Here is a 21,734-nt window from a genome sequence, read left to right on the forward strand (position 1 = left end):
GAATGCAAAAGGGCCGCCATTGTAGCAAAGGCAGGGACCGGTCTGCCTGCCTGGCGCATTATTAGGCCACACCGGGCCCTGTGGTCTAGACTATGGGTCCGTCCCAACAGCTGTTTCGAGGTTCATCCATGATCTGCAGTATGACCGCTTTTGCCCGCGCCGACCGTCATCTGGAAGGTTACAGCCTGGTCTGGGAGATCAAAGCCGTGAACCACCGGTACCTGGAAGTGAGCCCGCGTCTGCCCGATGCGCTGCGCGCCCTGGAAAACGGCGTGCGCGAGAAATGCCGCCAGGCCCTGGCCCGGGGCAAGGTGGAAGTGACCCTGCGCTACCAGCAGGACGACAGTGAGGCATCCCTGGAATTGAACGAGGAGCTGGTCAAACAGCTTTCCGACGTGTCCCGCCGGGTGGGCGACATCGTCCAGCACCCGGGGCAAGTGAATCCCATGGAAATCCTCCGCTACCCCGGCGTTCTCAGTACCCGCCAGCTGGATGTGGAGCTGCTGCAGAACGAGTCCCTGTCCCTGCTGGATGAGGCCCTGGAAGCCCTTGTCGACACCCGCCGCCGGGAAGGGGAACAACTGGGCCAGCTGATCGTCGACCGGCTGGATGGCATCGGTACCCAGATCGAGATCGTCAAAGCCGCCATTCCCCGCATCAAGGACGCTCAGCGGGAACGGCTGCGCACCCGCATTCAGGATGTGATCGACTCGCCGGACCCGGACCGGCTGGAGCAGGAACTGGTGATGCTGGCCCAGAAAATGGACGTGGACGAAGAGCTGGACCGCCTGGTGACCCACGTCAGCGAAGTGCGCCGCATCCTCAAGAAGGGCGGCCACATCGGTCGCCGGCTGGATTTCCTGATGCAGGAGCTCAACCGCGAAGCCAACACCCTGGCAAGCAAATCCGTAGACAGCGAAACCACAGCGGCGGCGGTGGAACTCAAGGTGCTCATCGAGCAGATGCGGGAGCAGATCCAGAATATCGAGTAAAATCCAGGTAAGTCCATAATCGTATTTAATACGTTGTTTTTAAAGAATTAAATTCGAAACTCAATCCATGGAAATCCACTGCCATCCACCACTATCCAGACAAAAGTGGTGGGCAAAATGGTGGGCAAAAACGTGACTTTTCCCTCCCTGACACCTATATTGACCTGAAATGGTGGGCAGCCATCAAGAGACTGCCTGCATACCATTGATAACAGAGAATTTTTCTCTTTAATCAACAAACAAAAAGTGGTGGGCAGCCTGTTTTTATAGGCTCAAACGCCACAAGGTCAAAATGAGCAAACTCAGCGCCACTCAGATCAAGTCCCTGGCAAAGCAGGCCCCCAAGAAGCATACCGATGGTGGCGGCCTCTATTTCTGCGTGCGCAAGTCAGGCACGCCCTACTGGATGCTGCGCTACAGCGCCCAAGGCAAGCGCCACGAGATTACCTTGGGCCAATACCCCCAGATGTCCCTGGGTGACGCCCGGGAAGCCGCTGTGCTGACCAAGCAAGGCATCCGAACGGGCACCGACCCAATCCAGGAAAGGGCCAAAGTTGTCCAGCCCGACATCCGCACCGTCAAAGACCTCTTCCAGGACTGGCATGAGACCGATCTGTCCCGGCGCCTGAAACACCCCAACATCCCCAAGCGCATCTACCAGAAAGAAATCCACCCGGTGATCGGCCTCTACCCGATTGCCGACGTCACCCCAAGGGATATCCGGGCAGTCCTGCAGCGCGTTCAGCGCAGCAACCGCCCCACCATCGCCAATGACACCCTGATGTACATGAAGCAGCTGTTTCGTCATGGCATCAAACTGGACCTGTGCCAGAACAACCCGGCCAGTCCCTTCACCGTCAGCGACGCCGGCGGCGTCGAAGCCAGCCGGGAGCGCACCCTGACGCTGGAAGAAATCGAACATTCCTTTGGGGTCTTCCGGGAGCACATCAGCAGCTTTGGTCGAGACAACTATCGGGCCTGCTGCTTGTTCCTGGTGCTAGGCGTGAGAAAAAGCGAGCTATGCGAGGCCCGCTGGGAAGAATTCGACCTCGAGGCCGGAATCTGGGATCTCTCCAAAGAGCGCAGCAAGACTGGCGCATCGATCACCATCCCTCTGCCAACCCAAGCCATTGAGTGGCTAAAGGTACAGCAAGGCCATGCCTGCGGCTCCCCCTATGTGTTCCCTGCCAGGCGCGCCAGCAAACGCCCCCACATGGGCCCTGACACCCTGAACCGCGCCATTTCCAAGCTATTTGGCCGAGAGGCTGGCCGGAAGGTGCAGCCACCCAACAAAATGGACGACTTGGAACACTTCACCATCCACGACCTGCGACGCACCTTCCGCAGCCTCGCAGCTGCGGAAGGTGTGCCGAGCCATGTGGCGGAGAGGTGTTTGAATCACAAGCTGAAGGGGGTTGAGGGGATTTATGATCGGTATGATTATTTTGAGGAGCGAAAAATAGCTCACCAGCGAGTAGCCAACGCCATAGAAGCCTTAATACACCGATGATGCACAGGTGTGTTTAGGCTGTATTTATTGACTATCGACAACCATAAGCCAAGACCCTGAACTACAACCTATACAAAGAATCGGGATTTTGATGGACTCGCTTGGACACCTCTGGACAATCAGCAGCCTGCATCACACAACAGCAAATGTGGCCACGAATCGCTGTCCTGCTACCCTGCGCCGCCCAATGGCTTATGCATAATCTTTTAACCTGATCCAGCTCCCTAGCGCCACAGGTTGTCGCTTCTGCCTCGGATTCATTTTTGCCAGCCAGGTTGTTTAGTCAATCTATAACCGCTCAAGATACTGGCCGCTTGCGAAAAGATGGCGCCGCTTATACGCAGGGAAATTTGTTGGAGCCTGTTGTGCTCGCCGCTGGGGGGGGGCGGCGGCGTTACACCAAATCGGCAGAAAGACAGCGACATCACTCGCATCGGTCGGGTCACGACTTGGATGCATGCGAATTATCAAAAGTCTTTCAAAGTCGGGGAGCTGACCGCTATGCCGAATATAAGCCCCGCGTTTTTCATCGGCATTTCAAGACCATCAGCCAGCTAACCCAGGTGCAGTTCCAGGAGCGGGTGCGTTTGCAGGAAGCCTGGCGGCTGCTATTCAGTGAGCAGGACGTGGCCAGCGTTGATTACCTGGTCGGTTATGAAAGCCCGTCCCAGTTCAGCCGCGACTACCACAAGCTTTTTGGTGCTCCGTCAGATCGAGACAAGGCGATGATGCGGTCTAGTTTGGCGATTGAGAGTGGGGTTTAGGTGCTCGTAGACATGGAGCTGGCCTACCCCCCTTTGGGGTACGAAATAAGAGATCTGGGAAGATATTGCATCGTGCAGTAAAGCGCAGTGTCGAAAATATAGTACTGCCTTAATTCATTAGCTAAGCTAATAACCCCTTCCTTAAATTGCCATCTAATCAGAACAATCCCCGCTTGCTACCGTGAATCCCATAGTCACTGACCAACCTAATGGATTCACAAGAGGGTAAGACCATGAAAGCTGTGAGCTTCAAGAACCGTAATGTCGATGTGGCCGCCAATCTGTACTTCCCGGAAGGCTTTGATGCGTCCCGGCAGTACCCCACGATTATCTGTGCGCACCCGATCAGTAGCTGCAAGGAGCAGACCTCCGGTGCGATCTATGCCGCCCGGCTGGCGAAAATGGGGTATGTGACGCTGGCGTTTGATGCGTCCTTCCAGGGGGAAAGTGGTGGCGAGCCCCGTTTTCTGGAAGACCCGGCGACCCGGGTGGAGGACTTCCGCTGTGCGGTGGACTATCTGGTGACCCAGGATTTTGTGGATGAGAGCCGCATCGGGGTGCTGGGTATTTGTGGCGGTGGCGGTTATGCCGTGCATGCGGCCATGACGGAGCGTCGTATCAAGGCGGTGGGCACGGTGGTGGCGGCCAACTATGGGCGGCTGATGCGCGAGGGGGATATGTCCCCGAATGCAGCGATCCAGACCCTGGAGGCCATTGGCCAGCAGCGTACCGCCGAGGCCCGTGGGGCGGAGCCGCTGATCACCGGCTATATTCCCAACTCGAAAGACGAGTGTGAGCAGGCAGGCATTACCGATATTGATGTGGTGGAAGCGGTGGATTACTACACCACGCCGCGCGGGCAGCAGCCGGGTTCCCCCAACAAGCTGCGTTTCTCAGGGCTGGCACCGGCAGTGGCCTTCGATGCGTTCCATCTGGCTGAGCATCTGCTGACCCAGCCGCTGCAAGTCATCATCGGCAGCAAGACCGGGGCCTTCGGTTCTCACCGGGATGGCTACGAGCTGTATGGCCGTGCGGCGTCGAAAAACAAGGATCTGCTGGTGGTCGATGGTGCCAGCCATTATGACCTGTACGATCAGCCGCAAGCGGTGGATCAGGCGTTGGCAAAACTGCAGCAGTTTTATCAGGATCACTTGTAACACATCGCGACAGCATCAAGGGCGGCCAGGTTGGTCGCCCTTTTTTATATTCGGTCGATTGGTTTCGAGAGCTCTCAGGTAAGGCGCAAGGCATCAACCACCATGGCAAAGGCAGTGGAGGCCTTGCGGCGGCTGGTGTAATAGAGGTGATAGCCGGGAAAGGTGTGGCTATAGCGATCCAGCACGGAGATCAGGCTGCCGTCGTCCAGTCCCGGCTGGGCCAGGGCTTCTGGAAGGTAGGCCAGGCCCATGCCGTCTTTGGCCGCTTGCAGCACTTGCAGGATGCTGTTGAATACCAGTTGTCCTTCCGTGTGGGTTTTCACTTCTTTCTTGCGTACCTGAAACAGCCAGGGGAAAACGCCGCCCTGGGTGGGCAGGCGCAGGTTGATGGCGTTGTGTGCCACCAGGTCCTGGGGTTTTTGCGGTGGCGTGTGTCGGTTGAAGTAGTCCGGTGAGCCCACCACGACCATGCGGATCGGCGGGCAGATCGGTACTGCAATCATGTCCTTGGCAATCAGTCCGGCGCGGCGTACCCCGGCATCGAATCGTTCCTTGGCAATATCCACCAGTCCATAGTCCACGCTTAGTTCCACCTTGATATCCGGGTGGTCACGCAGCAGGGGCTGCAGGGCTGGCCACAGCACGGTGGAGACGGCAAATTCATCGGCGGTGATGCGTACGGTGCCGGCGGGTTTGCCCTTGAGCGAGTGCAGCTCCGCCAGCCCGGCGTCGATATCGTCCAGCGCCGGCCCTACCAGTTCCAGCAGCCGGTCGCCGGCTTCCGTGGTGGTGACGCTGCGGGTGGTGCGGTTGAGCAGCTTCAGGTCCAGCCGCTCCTCCAGGTTACGCAGGGTCTGACTGAGGGCGGACTGGGACACACCCAGCCCGGCGGCGGCGCGGGTAAAGCTCTGTTCCCGAGCCACGGCCATAAAGGCGATCAGGTCGTTCAGGTTCTCTTTCATGACTAATTAGCTGCGCTAATGGCTGATTCGGTATTGATCATGAAAGCATGAAGCGCGGAGGGGTGCCAGATTTAGTGATTCATGCGTGTCACCGACGTCTATCACGGAAAGCAGAATCGTTCTACGGGCTCACTGAGGAAGCAATCCATGAAGGTGTAATCCACCCATTTTTCATCGCTCGTTTGAGTATAGAGTCACTGTAGCAATCGGGCCGGAGGCACTCCGCCAATGGCCGAATTGGGCCATCCGTTATTGTATTGCCACCGCCACTGTGTGGTTAATAGCTGGGCATGGGCAACGCAGGTGAACTCGTGGAGATCCAGCCACTCGCGCCATGTCGTTCGATTAAATCGTTGTCCCCGTTTCCACAAAACCTCAGGCCTGCATCTTCTTCAACAGTGCCTCACACACCGTCTGATTCATATAGCGCGGTACCGCATAAATGAAATGCGCTTCCTGCAATGCAGCCCTGGCAATGTCGGGAACATCTTCGCTGCGCAATGCGTCCAGCTTCTCGGGAATGCCAAGCTCCTGTTTCAGTTCGCGGACACGTTTGATGAATTTTCCTGCCAGCGCTTCATCGGTTTCACCGCCCTGCTCCAGGCCGCTGACGCGGGCCAGTTCGGCCAGGCGCTCAATGCAGGCGGGGGCGGAATATTCGAGTACGTGAGGCAGCACAATGGCATTCGCCAGGCCATGGGGCGTGTGATAGTGGGCGCCGAAGTTGTGGGCAATGCCGTGGGCGTAGCCAAGACCGGCGCGGTGAGAAGCTGGCCTTTACTACCTTGCTTTTACTTTTTGTCGTTACCGCATTCATCCCGGACCTCCTTAACAGGGAAGCCGGCCTGCGAACCGGCAGGCCGGCACCCTGTATGTGACAGTTCAGTCTTTACGGTACTCAGTCATTGCGATACATGGTTACCACACAGGCACCACCCAGACCGAGGTTATGCTGCAAGGCCACCCGTGCACCGTCTACCTGACGCTTGTCCGCCTGACCGCGCAACTGCCACACCAGCTCAGTACATTGCGCCAGCCCGGTGGCGCCCAACGGATGGCCCTTGGACAGCAGGCCACCGGATGGATTGGTCACATACTTGCCGCCATAGGTGTTGTCACCATCCCAGATGAATTGCTCCGCACCGCCTTCCGGGCACAGACCCAGGCCTTCATAAGTGAGCAGCTCATTGGCGGTAAAACAGTCATGCAACTCGACCACATTGATGTCTTGCGGACCAATGCCGGCCTGCTCGTACACACTCTCTGCAGCCGCGCGTGTCATGTCGTAGCCGACCATCTTGATCATGGATTTTTCGTCAAAGCTGCTGGCGAAATCCGTGGTCATGGCCTGGGCGGCGATATACACCGGATTCTCAATGCCATGCTTTTTCGCGAACTCGTCCGAGCACAGGATCGCCGCACCGGCACCACAGGTGGGAGGACAGCACTGGAAGCGGGTGAGCGGATCAAACACCTCGTCGGACGCCATGATTTCTTCCAGCGACAGCACCTGGTTGAACAGCGCGTAGGGGTTGTTGGCGGCATGGCGGCGCGCCTTCTCGGCGATCTTGCCGAAGGTTTCCCGTTTGGTGCCGTGCTGCCACCGGTACTCGCGGCCCGCGCCACCGAACATCTGTGCCGCCGGCGGCGCCTGGTTGAAACCCTGCGCATCCATCATCACCTGCGCATGCTGACTCATGGGGTTTTCGCGATCATTGAACTTGGAGCCCAGCGCCCCGCGTTCCATTTTCTCGAAACCGAGCGCAATCACACATTCGGCCAAGCCGCCCTCGATGGCCTGGCGGGCCAGGAACAGGGCCGACGACCCGGTGGAGCAGTTGTTGTTCACATTGACCACAGGAATACCGGTCAATCCCAGCTCATACACGGCGCGCTGACCACAAGTGGAATCGCCGTAGACATAACCGCAGAACGCCTGCTCCACATCGCTGTACTGGATGCCGGCATCCTTCATGGCGGCGAGGCCTGCAGCCTTTGCCATCACATGGTAATCATCGCTGGCACCGGGCTTGGCAAACTTGGTCATCCCGACACCGATTACATTCACTCTACGTTTCATTGTCGTTTCTCCGAATTCGGGTGTTACAGGATTTGTTCGAGTTTGCGTACCAGCGACAGATCACCGTCCACGCGCATGTCGCCTTTCTGGTACAAGGCCCGCAAGGCCACCTTGCCGGTAATCAGATCGGCCAGCTTGCCGTCGTCCAGTGTCATCACCGCCACGGCGTCTTTTTCGCCGCTGGAGACAGCAGGCGACGAATCGGACAGGTCGATAAACCAGGTACTGTCAGGGCGTTGTACCTTGATCTGCAATACACCGCCCTGCCCGCCGATGGCCGACAGTTTTTCCGCCAGCTGCTGCAGCACTTTTTCCGCCTGCGGTTCCTTCTGCTTTTTCGGTGGCGCGGCGGCGGTGTCCGGCTGGCCGGAGGCCAGTCTCTTGTCCCGCGCCTGTTCCACCAGCTTCGGGTCCATGTCCTGCAATACGGTGAGCTTGTTGGAGGCCATCACATTGCCACCGATCTTCAGCTCGCCACCGAAGAACAGTTTCTGCACGGCAGCAAGGTCACCGCCAAACAGTGTCGGTGCATGCCTGGTATCCAGTTCCAGCGTCACATCCGCCTTGTCCAGCTGGCCCGGACCGGCAGAACCCGGCGCGTTCTTCAAATCGATAAAGAAATCCTGATCCGGGTTGCTGAACGCAAACTGGAAGCTGGTGCCGGTCTTCTCGATCAGGTCCGGGTTATCGGCAATGAAGTGGCCGATGGCACTGAACACATCCGCCATGGTCGGTTCCTGCGATTCGGCCGGTGCTGCGGCAACCTGTGAACCACCACCGGCAGCCACACGCTTGTCGCGTTCCTGTTCGGCCAGTTTCGGGTCCATGTCCTGCAACACGGTCAACTTGTTGGAGGCCATCACGTTGCCGGAGATTTTCAGCTCACCACCGAAGAACAGTTTCTGCACGGCAGCGAGATCGCCACCAAACACGGTGGAAAGGTGCTCGCTGTCCAGTGCCAGGGTCACGTCCGGTTTATCAATCGTGCCCGGCCCTGCCGCGCCCGGTGCATTTTTCAGGTCAATAAAGAACTGCTGATCCGGATTGCTGAACTCGAACAGGAAACTGGTGCCGGTCTGGTCGACCAGTTCCGGCTTCTGCTCGATGTAGGTCGCCACTGCCGCGAACACATCGTCGGGCGTCACCGCCTGCTCCACCTGTGGTGCAGACACTTCCTCGGCGGACACCCGCTCCGGCACCGGCGCTTCTGCCGGAATCTCCGAGAACAACTCGATGGCGGCATTCTTCAGCACCACCTCGTTACGCTCTTTCACCCAGGTTTCGAAGATGATGCGGTTATCGGATTCCTTCCACATGCGTGTTTCCAGGGTTTCACCCGGGAACACCGTCTTGGCAAAGCGCACCTTGATGCTCTTGAAGTAACGGCCATCGTTATTGCTGAACGCCTTGATCACATGGCGGCCCGCGTAACCAAAGGTACAAAGCCCGTGCAGGATCGGTTTGTCATAGCCAAAGGCCTTGGCAAACGCCGGGTCCGCATGCAGCGGGTTCCAGTCACCGCACAGGCGGTACAGCAATGTCTGGTTGGCGTCGGTTTTTTCCTCGATCACCGCATCCGGTTCGCGGGCGGGCGGCACATTGATCTCGCCGGAATCGCCACGCTCACCGCCCCAGCCACCGGCACCTTTCACGAACGAGGTCATCTCGTTGTAGGCCACCTCGTTACCGTTCTCGTCGGTGGAAGTAATGGCGAAGGTGACGACTGCGTTCGGGTCCTTGTCCAGCGCCTTCTTGAATTTGAAGGTGTGTTTCAGCTTGGCATGCGGCGGCAGTGGCCGCTTGATCTCGGTGTACTGCTCACCATGCAGTAAGCGGTCAAAACCAAAGTTCATCCCCGGCAAGGTCAGCGCACCTTCCTTCGCCGCTTTCAGCATCGCGCCGATCTGCGGCATGACGCCATAGGTGGGCAACGCCTGGAAATTGCCGCCCAGCTCGTAGACGAATTTCAGTTCATCTTTATCGAGCGGGTCACGGGCGGCGCCAACACTCAGCGCGTACAGCGACAAATCATTTTCATCATAGGCCGATTCCAGCTCGACGCTTTCCTTGCTGGCCACATCCAGATCGATGAATTCGTTGCCACCCAAAGACGGATTATTGATGTTGTCGAGGATCGGCGAGAAGGATTCGTTGACGTTGGAGGGATGGTTCGCATCCGTAAAATCGGTGATCTTGTCCCAGCGACGGGCCACGTCATCAACGCTGAAGGCCTTGCCGAGCGGGAAGTTGTTGCCCTGGGTGCGCTCCCAGCGCAACTTACTGATGTAGCCGGCACCCACTTCGAAGATGCCCTTGGTCTCTTCGCAGTCTTCATGACACAACCAGGCCACCAGCGGACTGACCGCTTCCGGCTTCAGGTTTTCCAGCAGGTTCGGCGGCATGATGGTTTCTGTCAGCCGTGAAGCGGCGATCGGCGCAATGGTATTCACATGAATGTTCTTGCTGCGCCCTTCCTCGGCCAGACAGTTGGCCAGCCCGGCCAAACCAAGCTTGGCGGCACAGTAGTTGGCCTGGCCGAAGTTGCCGTACAGGCCCGCCGCCGAGGTGGTCATGATGATGCGGCCATAGCCCTTCTCGCGCATGATCGGCCAGGCCGCATGGGTGACGCTCATGGAGCCTTCAAGGTGGACTTTCAGCACCAGGTCCCAGTCCTTCTTCGTCATCTTGGCGAAGCTCACATCACGGAGGATGCCGGCATTGTTGATCACGATATCCACGGTGCCGAAGTGATCCAGCGCGGTCTGCACTATCGACTCGCCGTTTTCCACCGAGTCATAGTTGGCAACCGCTTCTCCCCCCATGGCCCGGATCTCTTCCACCACCTTGTCTGCGGCGGACGATGACTTGCCGTCACCGTGGGCACTACCACCCAGATCGTTAACCACCACCTTGCAGCCGCGCTCGGCCAGGGTCAGTGCATGCTGGCGGCCCAACCCGCCCCCGGCACCGGTAACGATGGCCACACGATCATCAAAACGACGTTCTGCCATGATGCTTTCCTCCTTTTATTCCCGGGCCCACTGCACGCGAGCCCGGAGGAATCTTTAGATAGAACGGGAAATGAGTTCTTTCATGATTTCGTTGGTGCCGCCGTAGATACGGTTGGCACGAGTGTCGATATAGGCGCGGGCGATGGGGTACTCGAGCATGTAGCCGTAACCACCGTGTAGCTGCACACAACGATCCACTACCTTGCTGAGCAAATCGGACACCCAGTACTTGGCCGCACAGGCCGCCTCGGGGGACAGAGCATTGCGCACCACCAGCTCCATACAGCGATCCACATAGACCCGCGCAATCTGGATTTCAGAACGCATCTCGGCCAGTTCAAAGCGGGTGTTCTGGAACGCCGCCACCGGCTTGCCAAACGCCTGGCGCTGTTTCACATATTCCACGGTGGTTGCCAGCGCATGCTCGGCAGCTGACGCACAGATGATGGCGATCATCATTCGTTCCCAGGCCAGCTCCTTCATCAAGGCAATAAAGCCCATGCCCTCGGCGCCCAGCAGGTTTTCCCTGGGCACCTTGACGTTGTCGAAGAACAACTCGCAGGTGTCCTGCCCGCGCATGCCTACTTTCTTCAGTGGCTTGCCCTTGGAGAAGCCCTCGCGATCCGCCTCAATAATCATCAGGGACACACTTTGTGCTCCCAACTCAGCCGGCCCGGTTCGCACCGCCACCACCGCCATGTCACAGAGGTAACCGTTGGTGATAAAGATTTTCGAGCCATTCACCACATAGTGATCACCCTCAAGGGTGGCAGTGGTCTTGATGCGCTGCAGATCGGAACCGGTACCCGGCTCGGTCATGGCCACGGCAGTGACCGCTTCACCGGTGGCCATTTTGGGCAACCACTGGCTTTTCTGTTCATGGGAGCCAAAGTTGTTGATGTAGTTGGCAACAATGTCCGAATGCAGCGCAAAGCCGCTGGCCGAATCACCCACCCGGGCCTGCTCTTCCATAAGAATCATCGAGTAGAGGCGGTCAACGCCGCAGCCACCGTATTCCTCGGGCATGGTGGCACACAGCAGCCCAAACTCACCCGCCTTGTTCCACAGCTCGCGATCGAGATGCTGCTGCTCTTCCCACTTCTCGTGATAAGGGGCAATTTCCGTCTCGAAGAAACGTCGAGCGGTGGCGCGAAACGCTTCATGGTCTTCATTGAACAGGGTACGGGGAATCATTGGCGACACATCCGCCGGTACATGCACGTCACTCATTACAGGTTTTCCACTGTTGATTCATAAACATGACAAGAACTCTATAACTTACAATACGTACGTTCAACTTGTTTTTAATCGTTCGCGCGCATAAGCTATATATCGTTTAGAATCAGCATCCTACGCCAGAGAAAGCAAACCCGACAACAGGCAGATAACGTCATGAAGGCACAGCGACGAACCCAGGAACAACGTAGCGATGCCATGCGAGAACGCATCATCCAGGCGGTACTCACGTGTCTTGAGAAGGACGGATTTGCAGGCACGACAGTGAGTCGCATCATCGAGGTCGCTGGCGTTTCCCGGGGAGCACCGCTACACCATTTCCACAGCAAAGCCGCCATGATTGCCGCTGCTGCCGAGCAACTGATTCGCCAGCAATATATTCAACTGGGCAAAGCCATTGCCAAGCTGCACGGCTCTGAGGACCGACTGGAAGAGCTGATCTTTGGCGCCTGGAAAAATGTCTTTGATCAACCGGAATACATCCCGTTGATGCAGCTACTGACCGCCAGCCAGCACGATCAGGAACTCGCCGCCATTTTGCAGCGCGTCTGGACATCCAGTTATTTCATCGTGGGTAACGCAGCCGATCACTACCTGGAGGCCACCAAGGAAGATACCGATGTGCGCTCGATGATGATGTTGACGCAATGGCTATTGCGCGGCATGGCACAGGACCTGCACATCGTTGCGGACAAGGCGCTGTTTGACCGTTATCTGAAGCTTTGGTGTGACACGCTTGCCCTTCACTTGCGAGCTAGGGCGGGCGTAACGACACCGCCCCCTTATCCACCCAGGTGGGATCTACCGCTGACTGATGTTTGACGGTAGCTATCTCAGCACGCCATGTTTATGTCAACGTATCGCTTATCCAATACTCGATATGTCACAGCATTTCGCCCCTGGCTAGCAGCGATAATGGCAGACAGGGGTATCCTCAGCTGAGCATACGCCAATAATACAAAGGTACCCGAGTATCACTACGACTGATGCACAGGTGTTTATGGGCAAAGTCAGTGGAATTTCCAAGACAGGGAAGAGGCTGGCTACACCAATTACTACACTTTCAGTACGGTTACAGAAGCCGGACTGAAATACAGCCTAACCAGCTGATTTAAATAAAAGTACAAAGTCGAAAAAGGTGTTGCCCAACACGGTTAGCCCATCAAAAATAACCTGAAGATGGGGCCCGAACCCCTAGCGAGTAGCAGTGTATCGCAGCCCTCACGACAAGTCATCGAACGATGGAAAATCGCCAGCACAGCCAGGATCGTCCCACTGAAGAGACTCCAACACTCTATAATATTTTCCTTTCCACACAGGCATCCACCTTAGGCCTCAATGAGTGATCGTACATTCAGATGTAGTGTCAAATTAACTATCTCACTACAATTTACCCAGCCGATGCTCTCAAGGAGGCCATGCCAGTGGATCCCTCCTTTAAACCGGAATCTCTATTGGGATACCACGAAAGGATGACCGGTTACTGATCGCACTTCGCATGCTTCAGATTAAAGACTTCAGCTCGATATCCGTATTACTCAATGCGTCAGCGCTAACGCTCTTGCGTTGCTGGACCAACTGCTTGCCCACCATGAAAGCAATGGGCAGATTGACCGCGTCAACAGCAATGACAGAGCCCTCGAGCAGATAGAACACCGCAAATCCCTTATCATTGGTGGTGCCGCGCAGCACCCGCTGATCATGATTTTGCGACAGCCCAACCATCTGTAAGCGGACGTCATATTGGTTCGACCAGAACCATGGTGCGCTATCGTAGGGCATCTCCTCGCCCATCAAGGTCGCCGCCGCCGTACGCGCTTGATCAACCGCGTTGGCAACAGACTCAAGCCGTTGCATCTTTTCGAAAAAAAGATTCCGGTGGCGGGTACAGTCACCGATTGCCAGGATGTCGCGATCATCAGTGCGGGTAAATTCATCCACAACAATACCGTCATCGCAGAGTAGGCCAGCGTTCTCGGCCAATGTAGTTTCCGGTATGACACCTATTGATACGAGCACGATATCAGCCGGAACATTGCCACCATCGGCCAAGGTCACGCCTGCCACACGCCCCTTATCACCCGCTTCGAAGCCAGTTACCGCCGTGCCAAGACGCACATCAACGCCAGCAGCAGTGTGCTTGGCGTAGAAAAACGTGGACATCTCTGGCCCCGTAACACGCTGCATCAAGCGTTCGGTGGCTTCCAGGACCGTGACATGAACACCTTTCTTGATAGCGCTGGCAGCCACTTCAAGGCCAATATAACCGCCGCCCACGATGACCAGACGTTTACCCGGCACTAATTGATTGCGCAGAGCATCGGTGTCAGCGATATCATGCAGATAGTGTATTCCTTTCAAATCTGATCCGGGCGCTTTAAGGCGACGAACATGTGACCCCGTCGCCAGAACCAGTCGATCGTATTTCAATGTGCTTTGATCCGACAACTTGATGCTTTTCGCGTATCGGTCGATCCCTTCGACGCGCACACCGAGCCGCAACTGCTGCCCCGCATTCTCATACACCGAACGCGGCTTCAGGTACAGAGACGACTGATCAACCTCTCCTGCAAGATAACTTTTGGACAAAGGTGGACGCTGGTAGGGAGGATGAGGCTCATCGCTCACCAGTACTACCTCATGCTGATATTTCTTTTGCAGCAAGGCTGTCAAGAGCGTACCGGCTGCATGTCCACCACCAACGATGACTGTCGTATCTTTCTTTTTGTTAACCATAGGTTGTCTCTTTTGTGCGCCTTGGAAGCGTATTTTCATATCCCAACACCGCAGGTGAGCAAGAGGCCGCGATATCGATCGCGCACGCACAGGATGCCTAACTGCTGAGCATCTCAGCATCCTCAAGGATCATCGCGGCTCCCTTCTCGCCGATCATGGTTGCCGGCTGGTTGGTGTTACCGCCGACCAGTGTCGGCATGATGGAGGCATCAACTACCCTCAAGGATCGCAGGCCGTGCACTCGCAGACGCGGATCGACCACCGCCATCGGATCCACACCCATCTTACAGGTGCCGACTGGATGGTAGGCGGACTCGCCGCTACGCCGCACCCATGCGGCCAGGTCCTCATCATTCTGCAGCTCCGACCCTGGCGACATCTCGACTTCGTGGTGCAAGCAGAATGCAGGCTGCGCCAAGATCTTACGCACCAGACGTACCCCGCGAACGAGCTGCTCGACGTCGGCGGATTCGGCCATGTAGTTGGGATCTATCAACGGGGCAGTGAACGGATCAGCACTGTGCAAACCAATCCGCCCACGCGACAATGGCCTAAGTCCGTAGATCATCACTATGTAGCCATAACCACTCATTGCGACCTTCATGTCCCTCCCGTGATCGGCGTACAGCATAGGGCCAAAGTGTAGTTGCAGGTCGGGTATCGCCTCCTCCGGCCGGGAGCGGATGAACCCGCCTGCCTCGGCGCCGTTGCTGGACAGCACACCGCGCCGACCGATCAGGTATTGCAGCAGTGCCCCCAGGCCCTTTAGCCAGTAGCTAGGATGCATCGAGATACTCTGGCGGCTGCGCGTTCTGGCGCGCACGAACACGTCGATATGGTCCTGTAGATTCTGTCCAACGCCCTCCAGGACATGACGCAATTTAATTCCGTGCCGGTACAGCTCCTCACGCGGACCGATGCCGGATAACATTAGCAATTGCGGCGAGTTGAACGTTCCGCCGCAGAGCACAACTTCGCGCCCGGCACTGACCTGCACCAGCCCCTTAGCGCTTCGGTACTCGACACCGGTGGCACGGGTGCCATCAAGCAGCACACGGGTAACATGCGCGCCGCTGCGAACCGTCAGGTTGGAACGCTCCTCGGCGGGTTCGAGATAGGCACGCGCATTACTGCACCGCATGCCGTCTTTCTGATAAGCGTAGTAGAACCCCACTCCCTCCTGCTCACTACCGTTGAAGTCCCTATTGAGCCGGTACCCTGCCTGCCTCGCTGCCTCAACGAAGGTCGCACTTAACGGGTTGGTGTAACGGCGCTCGGCAACATTGAGCGGACCTCCGAGGCCATGAAATTCAACCTCGGCCGAGTTCAGCTTCGGCTCGAAATGTTCGGATCTACGAAAGTAAGGTAGAACATCAGTGTATGACCACCCATCACAGCCCTGCCGCGCCCATTCGTCGTAGTCCCAGGCATGCCCGCGGATGTAGACCTGCGCGTTCATGCCACTAGAACCACCAAGCATTCTGCCCCGCGGCTGGAACAAGACACGGTCATGCATATGGGGCTGCGGTTCGGTATTGAACTGCCAATTGAATCGGCGGCTGAACATCAGCTGCAGGAAACCCAACGGCATGTTCACAAAAGGGTTACCGCGGCTCTCAGGTCCGGCTTCAAGCAGCAGCACCGAATAGCGGCCGCTCTCGGACAAACGGCTTGCAACCGCACACCCAGCAGAACCCGCGCCGACCACCACATAATCGAATGCTTCAGGCGCCACCCCGCTCAGACGTTTCATTAACTTTTTGCCGTCAGCTTGACCATCAATTTGGAATAGCCCCGCACGAAGTTAGACTGCACACGCTCGGGCTCGCCAACAACTTCAATATTCTCGAAGCGTTTCAGCAACTCTTCCCACAGAATGCGAAGTTGCAGCTCGGCCAAGCGGTTACCCATGCAACGGTGAATGCCGTAACCAAAAGAGATATGGTTTCGCGCGTCCTTGCGATCAATAATAAGTTGATCAGGGTTTTCGAACTTGCGTTCGTCCCGGTTTCCCGAGGCATACCACATTAACACCCGATCCCCTTTCTTGATGGTCTGACCACGAATCTCAACATCCTGGGTAGCAACCCTGCGCATATTCGCCAACGGGGTTTGCCAACGGATGATTTCCGAAACCATATTCGGAATCAACTCCGGTTTTGCCTTCAGTTTTCTAAATTCCTCGGGAAACTGATTCAAAGCCAGCACGCCACCACTCATCGAGTTGCGAGTGGTATCATTTCCACCAACAATAAGCAGCGCCAGATTCCCGATAAACTCCATCGGCCGATTGATCAGGTCTTTTGTATCTTCGTTGCTCTGCAGCATGCTGATCAAATCGAAACCCGGCTCTTCGCCAGCTGCGCGGCGAGCTTCCTTGTCACGCCACAATCTGGAGAAAGCCCTCGCCATGTCAGCGGCGTCATCAAACATGACATCTTCGTCGGTAAATTCCCCACCAGTGGCAGATGCCGCACCGGACAAGCGATCAGACCACTCGACTAGCTTGTGGCGCTCCTCATAAGGGAAATCCAGCAGCGTAGCCAACATGCGCCCGGTCAGCTCTTTTGATACTGCTGGCACCCAGTTAAAGGGTTTATTCAAGGGCAAGCTGTCCAGCACTTCGGCTGCACGAGAACGAATCAGTCCCTCCATTTCCTTTAGGTTTTTCGGCGCCACCACCCCTTGTACAGCCCGACGCTGTACATCATGCTTGGGCGGATCCATGGCGATGAACATTTCTACCGATAGTCCTTCAGGTGGATCACCCAGAATAATTTGCGGCTCTGAGGAGAACAATTCGTGACTCTTGTCCACGAACAAAATGTCTTCATAGCGAGTTATCGACCAGAAAGGACCGAATGGGCTCTTCTTCTGGTAGTGCACCGGGGCCTCATCACGCAACCGCTTGAAATAGGCGCGCCACTGATCTTGTCGATACAAAAATGGGTTACTGGTGTCGATGTCTTCGAGTGAGAGGGTATTGATATCGGGCACTGGCGTTTCGACGAAGTTAACCTGGGGACGCCGAGAACCAACGGTCTTTTTCTTTGCCTTCATCAACATCTTCAGCGCCTTGATCTGCAAATGCATCGGCACCACTTTGGACGAAGCGTTGATCATTTTAGTCTGGATAGCATTGGTTGAGCTTGTTTTTGTTGACATGGCGTCCTCCGTGCTTACATCTGGAATTCGGGCAAATGCACGGTCATGCCGTCCATCGCCTCCGTGGTTTCTATCTGACAACCCAGACGGGAGGTTCTCGCCCGCTCCGGGGTCATGGACAACATCTGCTCTTCCGCGTCACCGACTGCTCCAGTCTTGTCAAACCACTCATCCGCAACAATCATGTGGCAAGTGCCGCAAGCGCATTCCCCGCCACAGTCCCCATCAATACCAGGAACGGCATTATCGACGGCAATTTGCATTAGCGTAGAACCCACACCAAATTCCGTAACATGCTCGGTGTTGTCATGTTCGATAAAGATAATTTTTCCCACTGCGCGTCTCCTGCCAGTAATGTCTACTCTGAAGATTGGCGATGTTCTGCCACACCGGCGAGGACATTTCTTGACAGAACGGGGACATTTAAAGACAGTTAAGGGCGTTTTGAGAAGTGGCTGATGGCAATAACGATGCAGAAGAAGGATTCGCACAACATGCAAGCCGATATTCCCTCGAATTACTCACGCCTGATCGCCCGTGAACTGGGTCTGACTGCACGACAACTTCCCAAACTCTTGGGCGACACTGGGCTGGATATTGCACAGTTGCTCAGAGATGAAAGCCTGCTCACTGCGGCTCAGCAGATCCATATCCTGCGCAACGCATTGGAATTATCCGGCACACCAGAGTTCGGTTTACGGCTGGGCAGACGTCTAACCCCAGCAACCCATGGTGCGATGGGTTTTGTTGCCAATAGTAGTCCGGATCTGTATGCCGCGCTGCAAGCCGTTCACACTTTCCTGCCTACTCGGGCAAGCTTTATTCAAGTGGACTTGCAACAGACTGAAGACGATCTGGAGTGCGTTGTGAACTTCCAGGTGCCGATGGAAAATGATGTAGAGCGCTGCCTGGCGGATACTGTGATCAAGGCTTTTTTCGAGATTGGCGAGTTCATCGTAGGCCGCCCCTTGTATGAAGCCGAGGTCTGCTTCACCCATCCAGCCCCCGTCTACAAAGAGATGTACCGAGACTATTTGCCAGGTAAGATTTACTTTAACTGCGACCTATTCAAGCTCAAATTGCCAATGGCGTTGTGCCGAAAACCGAACGCATCTGCCAATCATGAAAGCTATCATCTAGCCTTGCAGCAGTGCGAATCTATGCTTGCGCGGCTGCAGACTCGTGAACCGGACTATCGGACTCGGCTAAAGAAAATGATGTTGTCTCGACCACCCGGAACACTCAGTGAAGAAGAGGCTGCAGCCACCCTCTTCATGAGCAAACGCACCCTGGCACGCAAGCTCAAAAGAGAAAACAGCAGTTTCAGGCAAATTCGCGAGGAAGTGTTATCCAGGCAGGCAGCAAGCTATTTATGCGACAGCCAAATGTCCGTTGAAGCCATCGCTACACTGTTGAATTATCACGACACGGCGAGCTTTAGGCGGGCTTTCAAGCGCTGGTTTGGTCTGACCCCTGATCAATACAGGCAAAGTACACATTAAGGATTATTACTCACAATAACGGCAAGCACAGTCATGAGCTCTCATTGAATAGAAAAAATCTATCGCTTGAGCACTCCATCCTTAATTACCGTCCACACAAAGTCTCCGATATCCTTGGCGGTATATCGGCCACCTTCGTTAAACCACGTTGCTACCCAGTTTAACGCTCCTAGCCCGATAAGGCGCAAAAGATCACGATCCACATCAGGACGAATCAGGTTTTGAGAGGACAAGGATTGCAGCATGGCAGACCAAAGAAGCTCGTATCTGTCTCGTAAATCAATCATTTCCTGGCGTGATGCACCATGCAAGGAGCGCCACTCAAAAAGGAGCACATAGACCATATCCGACCCACCAACCAGCAACTCAAGGTGGGCATTGATCCCCTGGCGCAACTGCTCAAGCGGCTCACTCTCTCCCCGAATTGCCTCAGACAAGGACGCCGACGCCTGCTCAAGCGCAAGCCGCATCAGGTCTACCAGGATGCTCTCTTTGGAGGGATAACGGTAATGCAGGCTACCAGGCAACATGCCACAAGCTTCGGCGATTTCCTTAACGGTGGTTTTATCAAATCCCTTTTGGCGAAACAGGCGAGCTGCTGCACCAAGCACAAACTCTCGGTCAGTCTCCGCCACCGGCGTTACCTGATTTTTCTTTCTTCCCACAAGCCACTCCCATGCTGTAAGCCTTTGATTCTAGCATTCCTTTTAAGGACGGCCCAGCCTTGCATACAGTTGTCGCCACCCCGGTTATACAGATAAAAACACGCTGTCTACCTATAAATATTGCATTTGGTTGGTTGAACAAATAAAGTCCGATTAATGGACTTTATTTGGGAGCTATCCAATGGCCCTAGAAAATCGCAAGATCGGTTATGACGAGGTCGTAACCCGTGACATTCACTTTCCCATGAACGTCGAAAACGTGGCCCGCCACTGGTTCGGTAATGATCCTTGGTCTACCCACTGGATGAACGCCATACTCGCCGCCGTCCCCGACGGCGAGCGCTGGGTGATGAACTCTGCCAGGCGACAGCTTGACAAGCTTGACGACCCGGAGGTTCTCAACGCCGCCAAGGAATTCATTCGTCAGGAGCGCATTCATGCTCGCGAACACGACGAAATGAATGCCATCGGGGTGCAGCATGGGGTTCCCATCGATAAGGTTGAAGGAGTATTTAAGCTGATTCGCAAGCAGCTCCAGCACCGCCTCAGTGACGACATGCAGAGCTCCATCGCTGCGGCTTTCGAGCACTTCACTGCCATTATATCCTCTGTACTCCTTGAGCATCCGGAGCTGTTTGACAAGACCCATCCGGAATTACGCGCCATGCTCTACTGGCACTTTGTCGAAGAAACTGAGCACAAGAGTGTCAGTTATGACGTGTTCGTCGATGCCAGTGGCGGCGGTTTTCGCAGTTATCGGTTGCGCGCCAGCGGCATGCTACTAGCCATCGCCCTGGGCTTCCCCATCATGATCGGCAACCAGACCTATCTGCTCTACAAGGACCGTCAGATCCTGAACCTGCGTTCAGCAGCGAAAATGGCCAAGATACTGTTCTGGCGCCCGGGCATTCTCTCCAAAGTGCTCGGTGGCGTGCCTCCCTACTTTTCACCCACCTTCCATCCCTGGGATGACGATAATCGTGATGTGATTCGTATCTGGAAGCGCGCCTACGAAGAAACCGGCGATGCGCAGAAGGCTTATCAGGCGCTGCGAAATCACCGGTCCACCAACATCCCCGAAACACTCTCTGCAGCACAACCTGAGCTCGCATGAGGACAGGCATGAAAAAGAAACCCTTGCCCCCATCGACCCAGGCAGCCGCAGTTATCACTGGGGCAGGCAGTGGCATCGGTCGCAGCTTCGCCTACGAAGTTGCACGTCGTGGCGGCTCAGTGCTGTGTGTTGATATCGATGCAGACCGTGCCGAACAGGTGGCCATCAGCCTGCGAGCACTCGGTACCCACGCCGTTGCCCAGGGGTGTGATGTGGGCGATGAAAAACAGATGGCGTCCCTGGCGGAAAATGCCGAGTCCTTGCTCGGCCGGCCGGTAACGCTGGTGATCAACAACGCCGGTGTAGGTCTCGGCGGCCCGATCGGTGAAGTGTCGCTTAAGGACTGGCACTGGTGTATGAACGTCAATCTCTGGGGCGTCATTCACGGCTGCCATTTTTTTGCCCCTCAGCTGCGGGACCTGGGTTACGGAGGCATCATCAACGTGGCCTCCGCTGCCGCCTTCGGGTCTGCCCCGGAAATGACCGCTTATAATGTCACCAAAGCCGGGGTGCTGGCCCTATCGGAAACACTCTCTTCCGAACTGGCAGGAACCGGCGTACAAGTCACCGCCCTATGCCCAACCGTGGTCCCGACCAATATCGTCGAGAATGGGCGTCTGCCTGAGCGTCGTCGTGATTTTGCTCGTTCAGCGATGACTCGCTATGCCCTGACCAACGCCGACCAGGTTGCTCGCCAGGCCCTCAATGCCCTCGACCGTGGCGACATGTACATGCTGCCACAGATTGACGGTCGCATTGCCTGGCGATTGAAACGCTTGACGCCAAGACTATACGCCCGCGCCATTGGCGGAGTTTACAGAATTCTGGCTGATTAAACCG

General features: G+C 56.0%; 17 protein-coding genes and 2 pseudogenes. 8 read left to right on the forward strand and 11 right to left on the reverse strand.

The window, feature by feature from the left end:
- Window positions 1–140 precede the first annotated feature (140 nt).
- The 4 genes from A0251_RS00580 to A0251_RS00595 all read left to right on the forward strand — a co-directional run bounded on the left by A0251_RS00580 (window position 141) and on the right by A0251_RS00595 (window position 4,423).
- Entirely contained in the window at window positions 141–992 is an 852-nt protein-coding gene (locus tag A0251_RS00580; protein WP_231874132.1) for a YicC/YloC family endoribonuclease, read from the forward strand.
- 292 nt (window positions 993–1,284) lie between these two features.
- On the forward strand, window positions 1,285–2,502 hold the full coding sequence (locus A0251_RS00585; protein WP_062814912.1) for a site-specific integrase: 1,218 nt from the start codon (window positions 1,285–1,287) through the stop codon (window positions 2,500–2,502).
- 449 nt (window positions 2,503–2,951) lie between these two features.
- On the forward strand, window positions 2,952–3,266 hold the full coding sequence (locus A0251_RS00590) for a helix-turn-helix domain-containing protein (RefSeq protein ID WP_052042919.1): 315 nt from the start codon (window positions 2,952–2,954) through the stop codon (window positions 3,264–3,266).
- A 233-nt stretch (window positions 3,267–3,499) separates the two neighbouring features.
- Complete coding sequence (locus A0251_RS00595; protein ID WP_035248713.1) at window positions 3,500–4,423, forward strand: alpha/beta hydrolase; 924 nt, start codon at window positions 3,500–3,502, stop codon at window positions 4,421–4,423.
- 74 nt (window positions 4,424–4,497) lie between these two features.
- Here A0251_RS00595 and A0251_RS00600 read toward each other — a convergent pair whose 3' ends face one another.
- The 6 genes and pseudogenes from A0251_RS00600 to A0251_RS00620 all read right to left on the reverse strand — a co-directional run bounded on the left by A0251_RS00600 (window position 4,498) and on the right by A0251_RS00620 (window position 11,706).
- A complete protein-coding gene (locus tag A0251_RS00600; protein ID WP_035248714.1) occupies window positions 4,498–5,385 on the reverse strand; it encodes a LysR family transcriptional regulator in 888 nt (295 codons plus the stop codon).
- A gap of 194 nt (window positions 5,386–5,579) precedes the next feature.
- A pseudogene (locus A0251_RS17085) lies at window positions 5,580–5,741 on the reverse strand (integrase core domain-containing protein); the annotation flags it as partial.
- A gap of 19 nt (window positions 5,742–5,760) precedes the next feature.
- Window positions 5,761–6,135, reverse strand: a pseudogene (locus A0251_RS00605) (iron-containing alcohol dehydrogenase); the annotation flags it as partial.
- A gap of 148 nt (window positions 6,136–6,283) precedes the next feature.
- Window positions 6,284–7,465, reverse strand: a complete 1,182-nt coding sequence (locus A0251_RS00610) for a lipid-transfer protein (RefSeq protein ID WP_035248717.1) — start codon at window positions 7,463–7,465, stop codon at window positions 6,284–6,286.
- Window positions 7,466–7,488: 23 nt separating this feature from the next.
- Window positions 7,489–10,476, reverse strand: a complete 2,988-nt coding sequence (locus tag A0251_RS00615) for a peroxisomal multifunctional enzyme type 2 (protein ID WP_052042931.1) — start codon at window positions 10,474–10,476, stop codon at window positions 7,489–7,491.
- Between the two features lie 54 nt (window positions 10,477–10,530).
- Window positions 10,531–11,706: an acyl-CoA dehydrogenase family protein gene (locus tag A0251_RS00620; protein WP_052042934.1), complete on the reverse strand. Its 1,176-nt coding sequence runs from the start codon at window positions 11,704–11,706 to the stop codon at window positions 10,531–10,533.
- 204 nt (window positions 11,707–11,910) lie between these two features.
- On the opposite strand from A0251_RS00620, the gene A0251_RS00625 reads away from it, so the two are divergent.
- Window positions 11,911–12,534 (forward strand): TetR/AcrR family transcriptional regulator, encoded by a 624-nt coding sequence (locus A0251_RS00625; protein ID WP_052042950.1) that lies wholly within the window; start codon window positions 11,911–11,913, stop codon window positions 12,532–12,534.
- A 681-nt stretch (window positions 12,535–13,215) separates the two neighbouring features.
- Here A0251_RS00625 and A0251_RS00630 read toward each other — a convergent pair.
- The 4 genes from A0251_RS00630 to A0251_RS00645 all read right to left on the reverse strand — a co-directional run bounded on the left by A0251_RS00630 (window position 13,216) and on the right by A0251_RS00645 (window position 17,948).
- A complete protein-coding gene (locus tag A0251_RS00630) occupies window positions 13,216–14,448 on the reverse strand; it encodes an NAD(P)/FAD-dependent oxidoreductase (RefSeq protein ID WP_062814913.1) in 1,233 nt (410 codons plus the stop codon).
- Between the two features lie 97 nt (window positions 14,449–14,545).
- Entirely contained in the window at window positions 14,546–16,201 is a 1,656-nt protein-coding gene (locus A0251_RS00635; protein ID WP_062814914.1) for a GMC family oxidoreductase, read from the reverse strand.
- A complete protein-coding gene (locus A0251_RS00640; RefSeq protein WP_404840817.1) occupies window positions 16,201–17,571 on the reverse strand; it encodes a cytochrome P450 in 1,371 nt (456 codons plus the stop codon). The genes A0251_RS00635 and A0251_RS00640 overlap by 1 nt, the downstream gene beginning before the upstream one ends.
- Window positions 17,572–17,627: 56 nt before the next feature.
- Window positions 17,628–17,948, reverse strand: coding sequence for a 2Fe-2S iron-sulfur cluster-binding protein (locus A0251_RS00645; protein ID WP_062814916.1), 321 nt, complete (start codon window positions 17,946–17,948; stop codon window positions 17,628–17,630).
- Window positions 17,949–18,083: 135 nt separating this feature from the next.
- Here A0251_RS00645 and A0251_RS00650 point away from each other — a divergent pair, with 135 nt between their 5' ends.
- Complete coding sequence (locus A0251_RS00650) at window positions 18,084–19,115, forward strand: AraC family transcriptional regulator (RefSeq protein WP_231874133.1); 1,032 nt, start codon at window positions 18,084–18,086, stop codon at window positions 19,113–19,115.
- 59 nt (window positions 19,116–19,174) lie between these two features.
- Here the strand turns inward: A0251_RS00650 and A0251_RS00655 are convergent, their stop codons facing one another.
- Window positions 19,175–19,780: a TetR/AcrR family transcriptional regulator gene (locus A0251_RS00655; protein WP_062814918.1), complete on the reverse strand. Its 606-nt coding sequence runs from the start codon at window positions 19,778–19,780 to the stop codon at window positions 19,175–19,177.
- 181 nt (window positions 19,781–19,961) lie between these two features.
- Between A0251_RS00655 and A0251_RS00660 the strand changes: the two genes are divergently transcribed.
- The gene (locus A0251_RS00660; protein ID WP_062814919.1) at window positions 19,962–20,894 is read left to right on the forward strand and encodes a metal-dependent hydrolase; all 933 of its coding nucleotides are present in this window, start codon (window positions 19,962–19,964) and stop codon (window positions 20,892–20,894) included.
- Window positions 20,895–20,902: 8 nt separating this feature from the next.
- Window positions 20,903–21,730, forward strand: coding sequence for an SDR family oxidoreductase (locus A0251_RS00665; RefSeq protein ID WP_062814920.1), 828 nt, complete (start codon window positions 20,903–20,905; stop codon window positions 21,728–21,730).
- The last annotated feature ends 4 nt before the right edge of the window (window positions 21,731–21,734 follow it).

Source organism: Alcanivorax sp. NBRC 102024, from assembly GCF_001602235.1.
In the GTDB taxonomy this organism is placed as follows: domain Bacteria; phylum Pseudomonadota; class Gammaproteobacteria; order Pseudomonadales; family Alcanivoracaceae; genus Alcanivorax.